This window comes from Streptomyces aurantiacus (genome assembly GCF_001418335.1).
GTDB lineage: Bacteria > Actinomycetota > Actinomycetes > Streptomycetales > Streptomycetaceae > Streptomyces > Streptomyces aurantiacus.
This window is the reverse complement of record NZ_LIPP01000036.1, coordinates 1-16,305: the sequence shown is the minus strand read 5'-3', so window position 1 is coordinate 16,305 and position 16,305 is coordinate 1. Positions and strand designations below refer to the sequence as shown.

Annotated in this window: 12 protein-coding genes; 6 read left to right on the top strand and 6 right to left on the bottom strand. The window is 70.6% G+C overall.

The window, feature by feature from the left end; translation table 11 throughout:
• The first annotated feature begins 60 nt into the window (after nt 1–60).
• From AOK01_RS05555 to AOK01_RS05530, 6 genes are all read left to right on the top strand, one after another.
• The gene (locus AOK01_RS05555) at nt 61–1,017 is read left to right on the top strand and encodes a polysaccharide deacetylase family protein (protein WP_055509018.1); all 957 of its coding nucleotides are present in this window, start codon (nt 61–63) and stop codon (nt 1,015–1,017) included.
• On the top strand, nt 1,014–2,342 hold the full coding sequence (locus tag AOK01_RS05550; protein ID WP_055509015.1) for an MFS transporter: 1,329 nt from the start codon (nt 1,014–1,016) through the stop codon (nt 2,340–2,342). The genes AOK01_RS05555 and AOK01_RS05550 overlap by 4 nt, the downstream gene beginning before the upstream one ends.
• On the top strand, nt 2,342–3,157 hold the full coding sequence (locus AOK01_RS05545) for an SDR family NAD(P)-dependent oxidoreductase (protein WP_055509013.1): 816 nt from the start codon (nt 2,342–2,344) through the stop codon (nt 3,155–3,157). Before AOK01_RS05550 ends, AOK01_RS05545 begins: the two co-directional genes overlap by 1 nt.
• Nucleotides 3,154–5,412 carry a 2-dehydropantoate 2-reductase gene (locus AOK01_RS05540; RefSeq protein WP_055509011.1) on the top strand — a complete coding sequence of 753 codons (2,259 nt, stop codon included), beginning with the start codon at nt 3,154–3,156 and terminating at the stop codon, nt 5,410–5,412. Before AOK01_RS05545 ends, AOK01_RS05540 begins: the two co-directional genes overlap by 4 nt.
• 195 nt (nt 5,413–5,607) lie before the next feature.
• The gene (locus AOK01_RS05535) at nt 5,608–6,774 is read left to right on the top strand and encodes an NAD(P)/FAD-dependent oxidoreductase (RefSeq protein WP_055509009.1); all 1,167 of its coding nucleotides are present in this window, start codon (nt 5,608–5,610) and stop codon (nt 6,772–6,774) included.
• A gap of 145 nt (nt 6,775–6,919) precedes the next feature.
• Nucleotides 6,920–8,359, top strand: a complete 1,440-nt coding sequence (locus AOK01_RS05530) for a glycoside hydrolase family 43 protein (RefSeq protein WP_055509006.1) — start codon at nt 6,920–6,922, stop codon at nt 8,357–8,359.
• Nucleotides 8,360–8,384: 25 nt separating this feature from the next.
• Here the strand turns inward: AOK01_RS05530 and AOK01_RS05525 are convergent, their stop codons facing one another.
• From AOK01_RS05525 to AOK01_RS05500, 6 genes are all read right to left on the bottom strand, one after another.
• Nucleotides 8,385–9,629 (bottom strand): Gfo/Idh/MocA family protein, encoded by a 1,245-nt coding sequence (locus tag AOK01_RS05525; RefSeq protein WP_055509004.1) that lies wholly within the window; start codon nt 9,627–9,629, stop codon nt 8,385–8,387.
• Nucleotides 9,630–9,732: 103 nt separating this feature from the next.
• Entirely contained in the window at nt 9,733–10,890 is a 1,158-nt protein-coding gene (locus AOK01_RS05520) for an ROK family transcriptional regulator (RefSeq protein WP_055509002.1), read from the bottom strand.
• Between the two features lie 94 nt (nt 10,891–10,984).
• On the bottom strand, nt 10,985–12,484 hold the full coding sequence (locus AOK01_RS05515) for a glycoside hydrolase family 36 protein (protein WP_055509000.1): 1,500 nt from the start codon (nt 12,482–12,484) through the stop codon (nt 10,985–10,987).
• Nucleotides 12,485–12,528: 44 nt separating this feature from the next.
• Nucleotides 12,529–13,881 carry an ABC transporter substrate-binding protein gene (locus AOK01_RS05510; RefSeq protein ID WP_055508998.1) on the bottom strand — a complete coding sequence of 451 codons (1,353 nt, stop codon included), beginning with the start codon at nt 13,879–13,881 and terminating at the stop codon, nt 12,529–12,531.
• A 91-nt stretch (nt 13,882–13,972) separates the two neighbouring features.
• Nucleotides 13,973–14,923 (bottom strand): carbohydrate ABC transporter permease, encoded by a 951-nt coding sequence (locus tag AOK01_RS05505; RefSeq protein ID WP_079103180.1) that lies wholly within the window; start codon nt 14,921–14,923, stop codon nt 13,973–13,975.
• Between the two features lie 11 nt (nt 14,924–14,934).
• On the bottom strand, nt 14,935–15,888 hold the full coding sequence (locus tag AOK01_RS05500; protein WP_055508996.1) for a carbohydrate ABC transporter permease: 954 nt from the start codon (nt 15,886–15,888) through the stop codon (nt 14,935–14,937).
• Between the last annotated feature and the right edge of the window lie 417 nt (nt 15,889–16,305).

Below are 16,305 nucleotides of genomic sequence, written 5' to 3'. Positions count from 1 at the left end.
TCCCCCCTCTCTTTCTCCTCCCTCTTCCTTCGTACCGTCCCCGACCCCCGTGGAGTCACCATGCCCACAGACGACTCCGGCCTGCCCGCCGAGAGCTGGCGCTGGACCGAACAGACCTGGCGCGGTCACCTCGACGCCGTGCGTGCCGGACGCCGGCTGGTCCCCGACCGCTGGCCCGGCGGCGCCCGGGTCGCGGTCGCCCTGTCCTTCGACTCCGACCACGAGACGATCCCGCTGCGCGACGGCGAGACCAGCCCCGGCCGCCTCGCCCAGGGCGAGTACGGGGCCCGCGTCGGCGCACCCCGGATCCTGGACCTCCTCGCCCGGCACGGCGTGCCCGCGACGTTCTTCATGCCGGCGGTCTCCGCCCTGGTCCACCCCGAGGAGGCGCGCGCGTACACCCGTGACGGGCACGAACTGGCCGTCCACGGCTGGATCCACGAGCGCAACATGCTGCTCGGCCGCGACGACGAGCGGGAGCTGACCGCACGCGCCCTCGACACCCTCGACACCCTGACCGGGCAGCGGCCCGTCGGAATCCGCACGCCGTCCTGGGACTTCTCGGACTCCACGCTCGACATCATGCTCGAACTCGGCTTCGCCTACGACTCCTCGCTGATGGCCGACGACGAGCCCTACGAGATCGTCGCCGACGGCAGGCCCACCGGTCTGGTCGAGATCCCGGTGGACTGGATCCGGGACGACGCCCCGTACTTCACGATGGACCGCTACGGCTCCGTGCGCCCGCACAGCCGCCCGCGTGACGTGCTGGAGATCTGGACCGACGAATTCGACGCCGCGTACCGGGACGGCGGTGTCTTCCAGCTCACCCTGCACCCGCACGTCATCGGCCACCGCTCGCGCCTGGTGGCGCTGCGCGGACTCCTCGACCACATCGCCGCCCACTCCGGCGTCTGGTACGCCACGCACGCCCAGCTCGCCGACACGGCCCGCGCCGTGCCGGCCGGCCGGACCACCGCCCGTTCCGTCCCCGAAGCCCCGGAGCAGACGCCATGAACACCGGATCCGCCGCACCCGCCGGCTCCCTGCACAAGGACGGCGGCCCCGCCGCCCCCGGCAGACTGAGCGGCGCCCAGCGCAAGGCCATCGTCGCCGGCACCATCGGCAACACCGTCGAATGGGTCGACTGGGCCCTGTACTCCATCTTCGCCAAGATCATCGCCGACGAGTTCTTCCCCAAGGGCGACGGAGCGGTGGCCCTGCTGTCCACGCTCGCCGTGTTCGCGGTCGGCTTCGTGATGCGCCCGGTCGGCGCCGCCGTGCTCGGCGCCTACGCCGACCGCCGCGGACGCAAGAAGGGCATGACGCTCACGGTCGCCCTCATGGCGGGCGCCGGCTTCCTGATCGCGATCACTCCGAACTACGAGGCCATCGGCGTCCTGTCGCCGCTCCTGCTGCTCCTCGCCCGGCTCGTGCAGGGCTTCTCCGCGGGAGGCGAATTCGGCTCGTCCTCCGCCTTCCTCGTGGAGTCGGCCGCCCGCGGCAGGCGCGCGTTCGCCGGGTCGTGGCAGCAGGTGTCGGTCGCGGGCGGCGTCCTCATCGCCTCCCTCCTGGGCACCCTCACCACCTCGGTGCTGAGCGACGACGCCGTGCACTCCTGGGGCTGGCGTGCCGCGTTCGTCTTCGGCGGCCTCCTCGGCCTGGTCGGTCTGTGGCTGCGGGTCTCCGTCGCGGACACCGAGTCCTTCACCCAGGCCCAGGGCGCGGGCCGTACCCGTACCAACCCCGTCAAGACGATGTTCGTCGAACACCCCGCGGCGACCCTGCGCGTCGCCGGCATCACGATCGCGGGCACCCTGACCTACTACATCTGGGTCAACTACCTGCCCACGTACGCGAATCTGACCACCGGCATCCCACTGAGAACCGCCCTGCTGTCGCAGACGCTGTGCCTGGTCGTCTTCGTCGTCGCGCTGCCGTTCGCCGGGCTGCTCTCCGACCGGGTCGGGCGCAAGCCGACCATGGCGGCCTTCGCCGGCGGCTTCGTCGTCCTGGCCTGGCCCCTGCTGCACCTGCTCAGCGGCAGCTTCCTCAGCCTGTTCCTGGTACAGCTCGTCGGAATGCTGCTGATCCTCGGCTACTCGGCCAACTGTGCCGTCATCATGGCGGAGCAGTTCCCGGCGGAGGTACGCGCCACCGGCATCGCCCTGCCCTACGCCCTGGCGGTGGCCGTGTTCGGCGGCACGGCGCCCTATCTCACCACCTGGCTGCACGAGAGCGGCCACAGCGACCTGCTGTGGATCTACGTGTCCGGCGCGGCGCTCGTCTCCCTCGTCGTCTACCTCACGATGCCGGAGACCAAGGACAAGGAGTTCGACTGATGGCGCACGTACTCGTCACCGGTGCCGCGGGCGGTATCGGCGGAGCGGTGGCCGAGGAGTTCGCCGCTCAGGGTGCGCTGCTCACTCTCTCCGACCGCGATCCCGAGGCACTGGAACGGACCGCGGCACGGCTGGGCGGCGGAGCGGCGGCGCATGCCGCGGACCTCGCAGAACCGGACGCGCCCGCCGCCCTGGTCGAGGAGGCCTGGGCGGCTCGCGGCCCCGTGGACGTCCTGGTCAACGCGGCCGGTGTCTATCCGTCCCTGGACATGGCCGAGGTCGACGCCCGCGCCTGGGACCGGCTGTTCGCCGTCAACCTGCGCGCTCCGGTGCTCACGACCGCCGCGTTCGCCCGGCTCGCCGTGGCGGGCGGGCGGCCCGGCGCGGTCGTCAACATCTCCTCCGGTTCGGCGCTGCGGTCCCGCCCCGGCGGCGGCCCGTACGCGAGTTCCAAGGCGGCCCTGGAGATGGCCACCCGCGCCGCAGCCCTGGAACTGGGTGAGCACGGCATCCGCGTCAACGCGGTGAGCCCCGGGTTCGTCCAGGTGTCCAGCGACTGCAACCCCGTCTCCGCCGAGTACGCCGCGGCCATCGGCGCCAACCCGCTGGGCCGCCCCGGCAGTCCGCGGGACATCGCCCGCGCGGTGTGCTGGATCGCGGGCCCGGACGCCTCCTGGATCACCGGGGAGGTCCTGCGGGTGGACGGCGGGTCCAGTACGGGCGCACTGCACCTGCCCCGCATCTGGCAGCCCGGCGACACCCGTGCCACCCCGCTCGCGGCCTCGGCCGCCACCACGGAAGGACCCACCCCATGACCGACCCCTCCCCGCAGCGGGCCGCCTACACCGTCGTCGGCGGGGGCGCGATCGGCGGCACGCTCGCCTTCGCCCTGGCGCGCGCCGGCCACCCGGTCACCGTCGTCGACACCGACCCCGCCCACGTGGCCGCGATCCGCGCGGGCGGACTCGTCGTCGCGCACGGCGACACCCGTACCGCCGTGCCCGTCACGGCCACCACCCCGGACGAGTTCTCCGGCACCCTCGGACGGGTCCTGCTGGCCGTGAAGGCGCAGGCCACGGCCACCGCGGCCGCATGGATCGCGCCCCACCTGGACCCGGACGGCTATGTCGCCTCCTTCCAGAACGGCTTCAACGAGGCCCTGATCGCCGAGCACGTGGGCGCCCACCGCACCGTCGCCGCGTTCGTGAACATCTTCGCCGACGTCGTCGAACCGGGCGTCGTCCTGGACGGCGGCGCCGGCGCCGTCGTCGTCGGCGAGCCCGACGGGGCGCCGGTCAGCCCGCGCGTCGGCGCACTCGTCGCCGACCTGCAGAGCTGGGGTCCGGCCGTGGCCTGCGACAACGTGGAGGGGTACCTCTGGGCCAAGGCCGGCTTCGGCGCGATGCTCGCCGCCACGGCCCTCGCCGACGCCCCCATGGCCGACCTCATCGACCGGCACCGGCCCGCCATGGCCGCGCTGACCGGTGAGATCTTCGCCGTCTCCGACCGGCTCGGCGTCACCCTGGAGGCCTTCGACGCCTTCGACCCCCACCCGTTCCGGCGGGGAGCCGACCCGGCGGACCGCGACGCCGCCTTCGACCGCCTCACCGCGTGGCTGCGCACGCAGACGAAGGACCGCAGCGGGATCTGGCGCGACCTCGCCGTACGCCATCGGCCCGTGGAGGTCACCACCCACTACGCCGACGTCCTCGGCCACGCGGCCCGCGAAGGACTGCCCGCGCCGCTCCTGCGCACGGTCATGGCCGGCCTGCGCGAACTGGAGGGCGCCGCGCACCGGATGTCGGAGACACGGCTGGCGGAACTGGACCGGCTCGCCGGACCAGCGGTGCCCGGAGTCCTGCCGGACACGGAAGAGGCCCCGGTGCCCGGACATCTGCCGGAAGCGGACCAGGCCGCGGCGGTCCGGGACTGGCTCGACGAGCACCGTGAGGACATGGTCGCCGACCTCGACGCGTACACCTCCCAGGGCAGTGCCAGCGACGATCCGGACGACCTCGACGCCTGTCTCGGCTGGCTGCGCGAGTGGCTCGACCGGCGCCTGGGCGCGCCGGACGCCGAGGAGACCCTCCCCCGCGAGCAGGCGGGGGACATCCTCGTCCGCCGCTACCCGGCCCGCAACGCGTCCGCCGACGACGGCCGGCCGGTCCTGCTCCTCGGCCACTACGACACCGTCTGGCCGACCGGCACCCTCGACACCTGGCCCTTCACGCGGGACGGCGACCACATCAGCGGGCCCGGCGTCTTCGACATGAAGGCCGGTCTCGTGCAGGCGGTGTGGGCCCTGCGCGCCCTCGACACCCTGGGCCTGCCCCGGCCGGCCTGCACACTGATGCTGAACGGCGACGAGGAGACCGGCAGCCTCGCCTCCCACGAGGCCGTCGTCGCGGAGTCCCACGGCAGCAGGCTCGCCATGGTCTTCGAGGCGGCCGCCGACGGCGCGATCAAGACGGCCCGCAAGGGTGTGGGACTGTTCACCGTCACGGTCACCGGCAGCGAGGCCCACGCGGGACTCGACCCCACCGCCGGGGCGAGCGCGGTGGACGAACTCGCCCACCAGATCCTGCGCCTGGCCCAACTGCGCGACCCGGACGCGGGCACCTCGCTCAACGTGGGCGTGGTGGAGGGCGGCACCCGGAGCAACGTCACCGCGGGACGTGCCGTCGGCCGCATCGACGTACGCGTCGCCTCCGCGGCCGAGCAGAAGCGCGTCACCGACGCCCTGGCCGCCCTGCGCCCGGTGGATCCGCGGACCCGCGTCGAGGTCACCGGGGACTGGAACCGTCCCGTCTTCGAGCGGACCGAACAGGTCGCGGCGCTCGCGGAGTTGGCCCGCCGGTGCGCGGCACTGCTGGGAGAGGAGCTGCGGGAGGTGTCCGTCGGCGGGGCGAGCGACGGGAACTTCGTCGTGGCCGCGGGCACACCGGTCCTGGACGGCATCGGGGCGGTCGGCTCGGGCGCGCACGCCCGCTCGGAGAACACCTCGGTGTCCGGCATGGTCGCACGTGCCGCGCTGGCCGCCACGGTACTGGGCTCGCTGGCCGCCGGCTGACCGCACGGGCACCGCGCTCTCGGTGCAGCCCGGGAGGGCCTGCTCGGACGGCCGGGCTCGGACCGAAGGGGGGTGACGGTCCGTCGTTCCCATGGCATGGTCGGGCCGCATCGGGTGCCGGCGCCCGTTCTTCCCGGAGCTGCCGGCCCGCCACACGGGCAGCGTGCCCCGCTGCCGGAGGGAGCCACGCAGCCAATGAAGGTCATCGTCATCGGTGCCGGAGTGCTCGGCGTGAGCGTCGCGCGGCAGCTCGCCCTCGCCGGCGAAGACGTACTCCTTCTCGACCAGCGGGGCGCCGGCACGGGTACGAGCGGGACCACCTTCGCCTGGACCAACTCGTACCGCAGGCTCGACCCCGACTACCACCGGCTCGGCCTCGCGGGGATGGAAGAGCATGCGAGGCTCGCCCGACAACTGCCCGGTGCGGCGGCGTACTTCCCCAGCGGAGCGTTGCAGTGGGCGGACGCCGCGAACGAGCAGTGGCTCGCCGACAACGTGGCCCGACTGCGGTCCCTCGGTTACCCCACGCACCGGGTCACGTCGGGCGAAGCCACGCGGATCGCGGGTGACCTGCGGATTCCGGCGACCATCACGTCCCTCGCGCACTTCCCCGGCGAGGGGTACGTGCTGCCCGACCTCTTCGTGCGCAACCTGCTGGCGGATGCCGAGCGCCACGGAGCCGCGTACGTGATCGGCGAGGTCGTGGAGATCGAGGAGACACCCGACCGCGTGTCCGTCACCCTGGCCGACGGCACGGTCCGCAGGGGCGACCGAGTCGTCCTGGCGGCAGGCCGCTGGACCCGACAACTCGCCGCGCGGGCGGGGATCGACGTCCCCATGGTGACGGACTCCCGCCGCGGCTCACCGACGGTCGGTCTGCTCGGATACGTCGGCCTCCCGGGACTCGACCTGCGCTGCGTGATCCACAGTCCCGGCCTCAACGTCCGCCCGGCGGGCGGCGGTCGCGCGGTCGTGCAGGCGCTCGACCTGAACGCGGAGGTCGATCCGGCGGACCCGCCGTCCGCCGGCGGCGACATCGCGAGCACTCTCGCCCGCCGGTTCTCCGCGCTGCTGCCCGAGCCGGTCCCGGCACCGGACATCGACCTGCGGGTCGGTCTGAGATCACTGCCGGCGGACGGCCACACCATCGCCGGTTACGCCGCCGGACACTCCCGCGTCTACTGCCTCGTCTCGCACAGCGGCGTCACCCTCGCGCCGATTCTGGGGCGGCTGGCCGCGACCGAGATCACGACCGATCAGGAACAGGCCCTCCTCGGCGCCTTCCGGCCCACTCGCTTCACCGGCGTACGACGCTCGGGCGCCGAGGTGGACCACGGCGCGACGAAGTTGGGCGAACAGTAGGCACGTCGGAATCGCTCGCCACGCCGCTCTTTACATCGATGTAATCACCGTGGTGCCATGGGTGACCACCAGCTCATGTCGTGCTGTCCACCTCCCTCCCCCCCCCACACACACAAGGCACCTCAAGAGACATTGGGAGCAGTTGATGCGCGCTCGGTCCGTCGCCACCTTGATGACCACCCTGTTCGCCCTGCTGGTCGGCCTGCTCTGTGCGCCGCAGGCCACGTCCGCGACACCGACAACAGCAGCGGCATCCGGGACCTTCCGCAATCCGCTCAACACAGGCCCGGACCCGTTCATGACGTACGCGAACGGCGCCTACCACCTCACCACCACACAGGGCGGCAGCATCAAGATGTGGCGCTCGCCGTCACTGAGCACCCTGCTCGACGCCGAGCCGATCACGGTGTGGACGGACACCGACGCCTCGCGCAATCAGCACATCTGGGCAGCCGAGTTCTACCGCTTCGACAGCCGCTGGTACATGTACTACACGGCCGATGACGGAGTGGACGACCACCACCGGCTGTACGTCCTGGAGTCGGCCGGTGACAACCCGGCCGGGCCGTACCACTTCAAGGCGAAGCTCACCCCGCCCAACCACACGAACGACTTCGCCATCGACCCAGGCATCCTCCAGCACAACGGCAGGCTGTACCTCGCCTACAGCGGCATCAACGCCTATCAGCACAACGGCCTGAACATCGCGCCCATGTCGAACCCCTACACCGTCTCCGGCAACGCCGTGGCACTCAACGGGGCCGGCGGCTGCCCGGAGGTCCGTGAGGGCCCGGAGTTCCTGAACCGCAACGGCCGTACGTGGATGACGTACTCGGCATGCGACACCGGCAAGCCCGACTACCAGGTGTGGACGATGTCGCTCCCCGACGGGGCCGACCCGCTGGTGCCCGGCAACTGGACCCAGCACAGCGGGGCCGTCTTCTCACGCAACGACGCCAGGGGTGTGTTCGGTCCCGGCCACCACGCCTTCTTCCGCTCCCCCGACGGCACGGAGGACTGGATCATCTACCACGCCAAGACCACCACGGAATTCACGTACACCAACCGTACGACCCGCGCCCAGAAGATCGGCTGGAAGGCCGACGGCAGCCCGGACCTCGGCACGCCGCTCGCACTGGGCGCCACCCAGAACCTGCCCGCCGGTGACCCCGGGTCCGGCAACCACTGGATCAACGACGACGGCCGGTCCAGCGGCAACGGCACGGTGACGTACCAGGGTTCCTGGAACTCGGGCACGGGCTGCGCCGCCCAGTGCTTCTGGAGCGACGACCACTGGAGCGACCAGGCCGGCAGCACCGCGACGATCAGTTTCACCGGCACCAGGCTCGCGCTGTTGTCGGTCGAGGACACCGGCAACGGCATCGCGGGCATCCGTGTCGACGGGGGCGCCGAACAACGCGTCGACTTCTACGGCGCCCTCCGCACCGGCGAGACGCTTCAGTACCTCAGCCCACGCCTGCCGTACGGCGCGCACACCGTGCAGATCCGGGTCACCGGGGAACGCAACTCCGCGTCCGGAGCGGCGTTCGTGAGTGTGGACCGCGCCGAGGTCTACACGGACTGACCTCAGCGCTGGTCATGTGTGTCCGTCAGGCGGTGACGTCGCCGGCCACCGGAAGAGTCTGGTGGTTGGCGAAGTAGTCGACGAGTTCCGGCGCGGGTTCGGGTACGGCGACCGGTGTGCCGTTCGCACGCAGTGAGGTCGTCGCCGCCGCCGCGCAGGCCACTGCCTCGCGGGCGGCCATCGGGGAGGTCTCGGTGGGGCCTCCGGTGGCGGCGAAGCGGAGGAATTCGTCGACCAGCGCCTGGTCGGCGCCGCCGTGCAGGCCGTCGTCCTGCACGGGAATGGGGAGGCAGAGGTCGGCGTCCTGACGGTAGCCGGAGCGTCGCCGGTTCCACACCTTGACGGTGGCGGCGTCGCCGTCGATACCGTCGCCGAAGTTCTCCAGGCGGCCCTCGTCGCCGATGACGGTGTAGTTGCGCCAGTAGTCGGGGGTGAAGTGGCACTGCTGATAGCTGGTGAGCACTCCGTTGTCCAGGCGGCCGAGCATCATGCTGAGGTCTTCGACGTCGACGACGGGGTTGAGGTCGCGCAGGGCCGACGGTGGCCAGACGTCCGGGTCGTACCAGTCGGGCATCCGCTCCCCCCCGGGTGCGGGACTCCGCGCGGAGCGGCGCGGATTGTCGCCGTACACGGCGAGTGTGCCGTGGGCGACGACGTCACGTGTGTAGCCGCCGGCCAGCCAGTGGATCACGTCGAGGTCGTGTGCGCCCTTCTGCAGCAGCAGGCCGTTGGTGTGGGCCCGCTCTGCGTGCCAGTCCTTGAAGTAGAAGTCCCCGCCGTGACCGACGAAGTGCCGGCACCAGATGGAACGCACACTGCCGATCACACCCTGGTCGATCAGCTCACGCATGCGTCGCACTACCGGCAGGTGGCGCAGGTTGTGGCCGACGAACAGACGGGTGCGGGTGCGGAAGGCGGCGTCGAGCAGGGTGTCGCAGTCCTCGACGGTGATCGCGAGGGGTTTCTCCACGAACACGGCGATCTCGGCATCGAGGAAGAACAGCACGGCTCCTGTGTGCAGATGGTCGGGGGTGAGGACGAACACCGCGTCCAGGTCGTCGTCGAGCATGTCCTCGTACCGCTCGTGCACCGCGACGTCCGCTCCGAACAGGCGCCTGGCGTCGTCCTGCCCCCTGGAGTCAGGGTCGGCGCAGGACACGACCCGGGCGACGCCCGGCCGGTTCGCCAGCGTGGCCATGGGGGCGCGCTGGCCGATCCCCACTACTCCGATGCGCAGTTCGGCAGCCGGTGTCTGGGCATGGTCGCCCATGTACCCGTCCCTTCAGTTCAGTTCGACTCAGTTCAGTTCAGTTCAACTGAGTCTGGTTCGTTGCATCTGGTTCGTTGAGTTCGGTTCGTCGCGACGAGAGGTCTCACGCCGTCGGTGCCGTCGGCGCCGCCAGTCCGTCGCTGAGCAGGCGGCTGTCGACCTCGTCGAGGGCGAGGCGTACGGCGCCCAGGGCCACGCTCTCGTCGCCGAGGGTCGACGCGCGCAGTTCCGGCAGGCGCAGGCAGTGTTTGGTGAGTTCCTGGCGCAGTGGCTCCAGGACGACGTCGGCGGACCGGGAGAAGCCACCGCCGTAGACGACGACCTGGGGGTCCAGGGCGAGGACCAGGGCGGCGACTCCGACGGCGAGGTCCCGGGTGTAGCGGCGGACGGCGGTCTTCGCCTGCCGGTCGCCGTCCCGGGCGGCCTGGAACACCCAGGCCGCGGCCTCTCCCGGTGCCGCCGTGGCGGGGATACCGGGGCAGTTCTCCAGGTGGCCGGGTGCGCTGAGCCACCGCACGGCCTTGAGGGCGCCGATCTCTCCCGCGGCGCCGCCGTGACCGCGGCGCAGGGTGCCGTCCAGGATCAGTCCGGCGCCGGTGCGCAGTCCCGCGAGGAGGAAGACGATGTCGTCGGCGTCCGATGCGACTCCTTTCCAGCGCTCGGCCACGGCGGCGAGTTTGCAGTCGTTCTCGACCTGGATCGGGCAGGGGAACCGGGCGGCGAGGTGAGCGACGGGGTCCGCGGCGGTCCAGCCGGGCAGCGGGGTCGAGATGATGGTGCGCCCGCTTGCGTCGACGGGACCGGTCACACCGAGGGTGACCGCCCAGATGTCGGCGGGTGTCATACCGGCCCTCCGCAGTACCTCGTCGATCGCGCGGTCCACGGCCGCGAGTCGTGTCCTCGGGTCCGCTTCGGGGTCGGCCGGGCGGCGCAGGGTGTGGACGAGATTGCCCTCCAGGTCGCTGAGCATGACGAGGATCTTGTGGACGCCGATGTCGATGCCGAGCACATGACCGGCGTCGGCGCGGAAGCGGAAGCGGCGGGCCGGGCGCCCCACCACGCTGTTGGCGCCCGGTTCCTCCACCTCGGCCCAGCCGTCGGCGACCAGGGTCTGCACCAGGACGTCGACGGCCGGCCGGGACAGGCCCGCCCGGCCCGCGAGCTCAGTGACCGTCGAGGGCTGGTTGCCGCGTAGCGCCCACACGATGGACAGCTGGTTCATCTCGCGCATCCGGGACAGGTCCGTTCCGGTCGTCGCCATGTGGTGTGCTCCCTGGAAGGGGGCGGGTCCCCGCCGCTGGATAATGCTGAGCAGTTTACTAATTCATGCCGGTGACCGCGCCGACGGACGGACGTCAGGCGATGGGATAGCGCTGCTCCGTCCCTGGATCGACCGCCGGGGCGAAGTCGACCTCGCGGCCGTCGAGTGTGAAGCGGTAGCGGCTCAGCCTGTGCACCTCGGGGCGTGCGGCCAAGTAGGCGGTCATGTCCTCCAGTTCGTCGGGGTGCAGCCAGCCGGGCGGATCGGAGACGGCCCGGAAGCCGCAGATGTCGGCGAGGTCGCGCAGCCACTGCTGCTGTTCCTCGGTGAGCAGGTTGAGGCGGCTGCGGAAGTAGACGACATCGGGGTCGACCTCCAGCAGCGGTGACTGCCACAGGCGGTGCAGGGTGTTGACGACGGCGTTGCGGGCCAGGGCGTCGGACGGGTCCTCGGTGGCGTAGTGCTCCCACAGCGGGGCGACGTCGGGGCCGCTGCGGATGCCGTCGATCAGCCCGAGGGAGGGCAGCAGCGGTGCGCCGCTGCCCAGCAGGTAGGCGTCAGGGCCCGCTTCCTCACGGACGATGCGCAGCCCGAGCCGGTACGCCTGTTCGCGGCCGATCTCCTCGGCGCGTACGCCGGGGACGGTGCCGGCGCCGATGAAGTCGAGCTTGAGATAGGTGAATCCCCATTGGCGGCTCACCCGGTGGACGGTCTCGCGCAGATGCTCCTGCGCGGCGGTCGTGGTGAGGTCGAGAGTCCAGTAGCCGGTGCCCCAGTTGTGTCCGGCGACCACCGGTTCGCCCCGGTCGTCGCGCAGCAGCAGTTCGGGGCGCTGCCGTGCGGTGCGGGACCGCGGATGGACGATGAACGGGGCGATCCACAGTCCGGGGCGCAGCCCGGCGTCCGTGATCCGGTCGGCCAACGCCTTCATCCCGGAGGGGAACTTGGCGTTCGGTTCCCAGTCGCCCACGGCCTGTTCCCAGCCGTCGTCGACCTGGACGACGTCGAAGGGCAGGCCGCGCAGGGCGGTGATGTCCTTGGTGAGCTGTTGTTCGGTGATGTTCTCGTAGTACGCGTACCAGCTGCACCACACGTTGCCGGCCCGCTTGTCGCTGTGGCCCAGGCGGGCGGCGAGGTGGCGGGTGTAGGCGGCGAAGACCTCCTGTTCGCCGCCGAGAGCGAGGAACCACGGTGCTTCCCCGCCCTCGGACCAGCCGGTGAGCGTGTCCCGGTCCGCCGACAGGCGCGGGATGTCCGGGCCGAGCGCGCCGAGCAGCAGCACCTGCCCGTCGGCTCCCTGAAGGGCGGCGACGGCGGAGGAGTGGTGACGGGCGGGGTCGTCCCAGACGGTGTCGTCGGCGGTGAGACGACGCTCGGCGCTCGCGATCCGCAGCGGGGCGTCGGAGAGGCGACGCCATCCGCAGGGGCTCCAGGAGTTGTGCCCGTGGCGATAGAACAGCGCGTCACCGAGGCCGTGCAGGACGGCCACACGGCCGGGGGGCAGCAGCAGTCCGCCGTCGACGACCTGGGGCGGGCTGTCGCCTTCGAGTTCGAGGGCGAGGGCGCGTCCGCCGAGGTCTGCGAGCTGGGCCATGGATCTCCTTGCGTCCTGGGAAAGATGAGCAGCCTGTGGGGCGGCTACTTGAACAGGTCGTTGACCTTGTCGTTGACCGACTTGAGCGCGGCCTCGGGCTTGTCCCTGCCGAGGATCACCGACTGAATGGCGTCCTGGACCATGGGGTTGATCTCGGTGCCGTGCTCGGTGACCGGCAGTTGGAAGGTCTCGCCCTTGGCCGCGGCCACGTCGGTGAAGGCGGTGACGTCGTCGCCCTTGGCCTGGTGCGCGGCGAGCGCCTTCCGGGTCGCGGACTTGAGCGCCGGGAAGACGACGGCCCGCTCGGCGACGAGGTTCTGGCAGTTGGCCGAGGCGAGGAACTTGACCCACTTCCACGCCTGGTCCGGGTGCTTGGTGCCGGCCCAGATGGCGTCGGAGAGTCCGTTGATGGGGCTCTTGCGGCCGTTCGGCCCCGTCGGCAGCGGCGCGAAGGCGAACTTCTGCTGGTTCTTGGGGTTGGTGAAGGTGGAGATGGTCCAGGAACCGGAGACCATCATCGCGCCCTTGCCCGCGATGAGCAGCTCGGAGTTGGCGACGGACGACTGCTTGTCGAAGCGGGGCGCGTACCCCTTGTCGATGAGTCGCTTGAACCAGGCGATCGTCTCGGCGAGCTTGGGGTCGTCGTAGGTGTAGTGCGTGCCCCACGGGTTCTTGTCGACGTAGGTGAAGCCGTTGGCGGCGGCCAGGTCCCCCCAGCCGTTCTGGCCCTGGGAGCCGTCGGCCCACTCGGCCAGGAAGCCGTAGGTCTTCACGTGGTTCTTGTCGAAGTCGGGGTCGAGTCCGTTACGGCCCTCGGTGTCGACGGTGGCCTTCGCGATGGTCTCCTCGAACGTGCCGCCGTCGGTGGGGTTCCAGGTCAGCTTGTCCAGCTCGGCGGCGTCCACGCCCTGCTTCTTGAGCTGTGCGGTGTTGTAGGTCAGCGCCATGGTGTCCCAGTCCTTGGGCAGTCCGTAGCGCTTGCCGTCCTTGACCCAGATGTCGGCCAGTCCCGCCTGGTAGGCGGACAGGTCCACCTTGTCGCGGTCCACCAGGGGCTGGAGGTCGAGGAGTTGGTTGCTGGTGGCGAACTGCGGATAGTAGGACGCCTGGTCGGTCCATACGTCCGGGGCCTCACCGGAGGTGAGCTGCGTGGTGAGGTTCTGCCAGTACTGGCCCCACGCGGTCTGTGTGATCTTGACGGTGATGTCGGGATTGGCCTTCTCGAAGGCGGTCGCGCATTCCTGGTAGGCGGGCATCTGCTTGTCGTCCCACAGCCAGTAGTTGAGGGTCGTCCTTCCTCCGGCGGCGTCGTCGTCGGAGTTGCCGCAGGAGACGAGAGTGGTGGTGGCGGACAGGCACAGCAGGGCGGCGCCGAGGCGCAGGTGCTTGGAACTCATCGCGGGACCTCTTTGGCAGATACGGAGAGCATGGCGTGATGGCTGGCTGACGCCGGTGAGGCGGGAGCGGCCGGAGCGGTGCAAGCAGGCGTTACTTGATTCCGGTGAAGTTGAGCGACTCGACCAGGCGGCGGCCGAGGACGATCAGCAGGACGAGGACGGGCAGGACGGAGAGCGCCGAGCCGGCCATCAGGCCGGTCCAGTCGGGCTGGGCGTTGGGCGACTGCTGCTGGAAGATGCCGAGCGCCACCGTCAGGACGCGGGTCTCCTCCTCACGGCCGGTCAGCAGCGGCCACAGGTAGTCCTTCCACGACCACACCGTGGTGGTGAGCCCGATGGTGATGAGCGGGCCGCGGCTCATCGGCATGACGATCCGCCAGAAGATGCCCCAGGAGCCGACGCCGTCCAGGGTGGCCGCCTCCTCCACGTCCCGGGGGATGGACAGGAAGAACTGCCGCAGGAAGAACACCGCGAACGGCGTCATGAGCACACTCGGCGCGACCATGCCGGCGAAGGTGTTGAGCAGGTCGAGGTTCTTCACCAGGACGAAGTTGGGCAGCACGGTGAAGATCGGCGGCACCATCAGCGCGGCGATCAGCACCCCGAAGACGGCGTCCCGGCCGGGGAAGCGCAGCCGGGCGAAGGCGTAGCCGGCCATCGCGCAGAACAGCGTCTGCAGTACGGCGATCAGGCCGCTGTAGACGACGGAGTTGAGCAGATAGCGCAGGAAGTCCACGTGCGCGCCGGAGCCGCCGGCCGCCTGCGCCTCGGCCTGGCTGGTCAGCCCGAGCACCCGCAGGAAGTTGATCATCGTGGGGTGTTCCGGGATCAGGCCGGTGGAGTCGGAGTAGATGTCGGCCGCCGGCGTCAGAGCGGTGCGGATCATCCAGTAGAACGGGAAGACGGTCACGAACAGGGCGACGCCGAGCAGTGTCCAGGCGGCGATCCGGCCGGGGGTGATCCTCCGCCGGGGGCCCTTGGTACGTGGGGACGGCTTCCGGCGCGCGTCCTCGGTCGGGGTCAGGGTCGGGGTCTGGGTCATCGTGTGCCTCCTCAGGCCAGGTCGGAGCGGGAGGCACGCAGCAGACGCATCTGCACCGCGGTCAGCACGCCGAGGATCACCGCGAGTACCACGGCCACGGCGGAGGCGTAGCCCATGTGGAAGTTCGTGAACGCCTGCTCGTAGATGTAGAAGTAGATGACCCGGGTCGAACTGATCGGGCCGCCCTTGGTGGTCACCGCGATCGTGTCGAAGATCTGGAACGAGCCGATCAGCGACACCACGAGGACCAGGGCGAGGACCGGCCGCAGCAGCGGCAGGGTGATCCTGGTGAACATGCGCCACTCGCCGGCGCCGTCCAACGAGGCGCTCTCGTAGAGGTGATGGGGGATCTGGAGCATCCCCGCGTAGAGCAGCAGGGCCGTGTAGCCGGTGTACGCCCAGGTGTTGACCACGGCCACGGTCGGCATCGCCCAGGTGGGCGAGGTGAAGAAGCCGGTGGTGCCGAGCCCGAGGGCGTCGAGGATGTGGTTGACGAAGCCGAGGTTGGCGTCCAGCATCCACATCCACAGCAGGCCGACGGTCACGTTGGGCACCAGCCAGGGCACCAGCAGGATCGCCCGCAGTGCCACCGACCGGGTCAGCCGGTGCATGAGTGTCGCCAGCAGCAGCCCCAGCACGGTCTGCGAGCCGATGTTGAGGACGACGTAGTAGCCGGTGACCTTGAGCGCGTTGAAGAACTGCTCGTCACCGATGAGCTGGTGGTAGTTGTCCGCTCCGGTGAAGACCGGGTCGGTGAGCAGGTTGTAGTCGGTGAACGAGTAGTAGATCCCGCGCAGTGTCGGATACGCGTAGAACAGCGCGAAGCCGATCAGCGCGGGCGCCAGGAACAGCCAGGCGGCCTTGCGGTCGTCGCGGCTCCGGCGTGCTCCGCCCGGCGCACGGGCCTTACCGGGATCGGAGCCGGCGCCCTTCTGCGGTGGCGCAACTGCGGTGTCGGCGCCCATGGTTCCCCTTCGAAGAGATCTGCGCCGCACCTCTTGCCAGTGGGGCACCGTGGTCACATATTGATGAGCAACAGCGAAACTTTGTCAATGCTGGCTCATAACAAATTGGCTCCGAGACCACCGGAGCTCCGGTGGAAACCGGCCCACGCGACCTCGTGACGGCTCGCGTCCGTGCACGTCAGAAGGGGATTGGCAGGCTCGTAGAGCTGTCCGGCGGACCGCCGGACGGCATGTCCCGACCCGATACCGGAGGTTGACACCGTGCGCACCTTCGCGCAGCGACGCGGCAGAAATATTCTGGCCGCACTCTGCTCCACCGCCCTGGCCCTCGCCCTGGCGGCACTCCCGAGCGGCTCCTACGCGGCGCCCGCCGCCCCGTCGGTCCCCGCTGCCTCGTCGGCGGCCACGGCGCAGGGG

Excerpts from the sequence above, each read along its gene's own strand:
- AOK01_RS05555 (WP_055509018.1), top strand. The coding sequence starts at position 61 with ATGCCCACAGACGACTCCGGCCTGCCCGCCGAGAGCTGGCGCTGGACC.
- AOK01_RS05550 (WP_055509015.1), top strand. The coding sequence starts at position 1,014 with ATGAACACCGGATCCGCCGCACCCGCCGGCTCCCTGCACAAGGACGGC.
- AOK01_RS05545 (WP_055509013.1), top strand. The coding sequence starts at position 2,342 with ATGGCGCACGTACTCGTCACCGGTGCCGCGGGCGGTATCGGCGGAGCG.
- AOK01_RS05540 (WP_055509011.1), top strand. The coding sequence starts at position 3,154 with ATGACCGACCCCTCCCCGCAGCGGGCCGCCTACACCGTCGTCGGCGGG.
- AOK01_RS05535 (WP_055509009.1), top strand. The coding sequence starts at position 5,608 with ATGAAGGTCATCGTCATCGGTGCCGGAGTGCTCGGCGTGAGCGTCGCG.
- AOK01_RS05530 (WP_055509006.1), top strand. The coding sequence starts at position 6,920 with ATGCGCGCTCGGTCCGTCGCCACCTTGATGACCACCCTGTTCGCCCTG.
- AOK01_RS05525 (WP_055509004.1), bottom strand. The coding sequence starts at position 9,629 with ATGGGCGACCATGCCCAGACACCGGCTGCCGAACTGCGCATCGGAGTA.
- AOK01_RS05520 (WP_055509002.1), bottom strand. The coding sequence starts at position 10,890 with ATGGCGACGACCGGAACGGACCTGTCCCGGATGCGCGAGATGAACCAG.
- AOK01_RS05515 (WP_055509000.1), bottom strand. The coding sequence starts at position 12,484 with ATGGCCCAGCTCGCAGACCTCGGCGGACGCGCCCTCGCCCTCGAACTC.
- AOK01_RS05510 (WP_055508998.1), bottom strand. The coding sequence starts at position 13,881 with ATGAGTTCCAAGCACCTGCGCCTCGGCGCCGCCCTGCTGTGCCTGTCC.
- AOK01_RS05505 (WP_079103180.1), bottom strand. The coding sequence starts at position 14,923 with ATGACCCAGACCCCGACCCTGACCCCGACCGAGGACGCGCGCCGGAAG.
- AOK01_RS05500 (WP_055508996.1), bottom strand. The coding sequence starts at position 15,888 with ATGGGCGCCGACACCGCAGTTGCGCCACCGCAGAAGGGCGCCGGCTCC.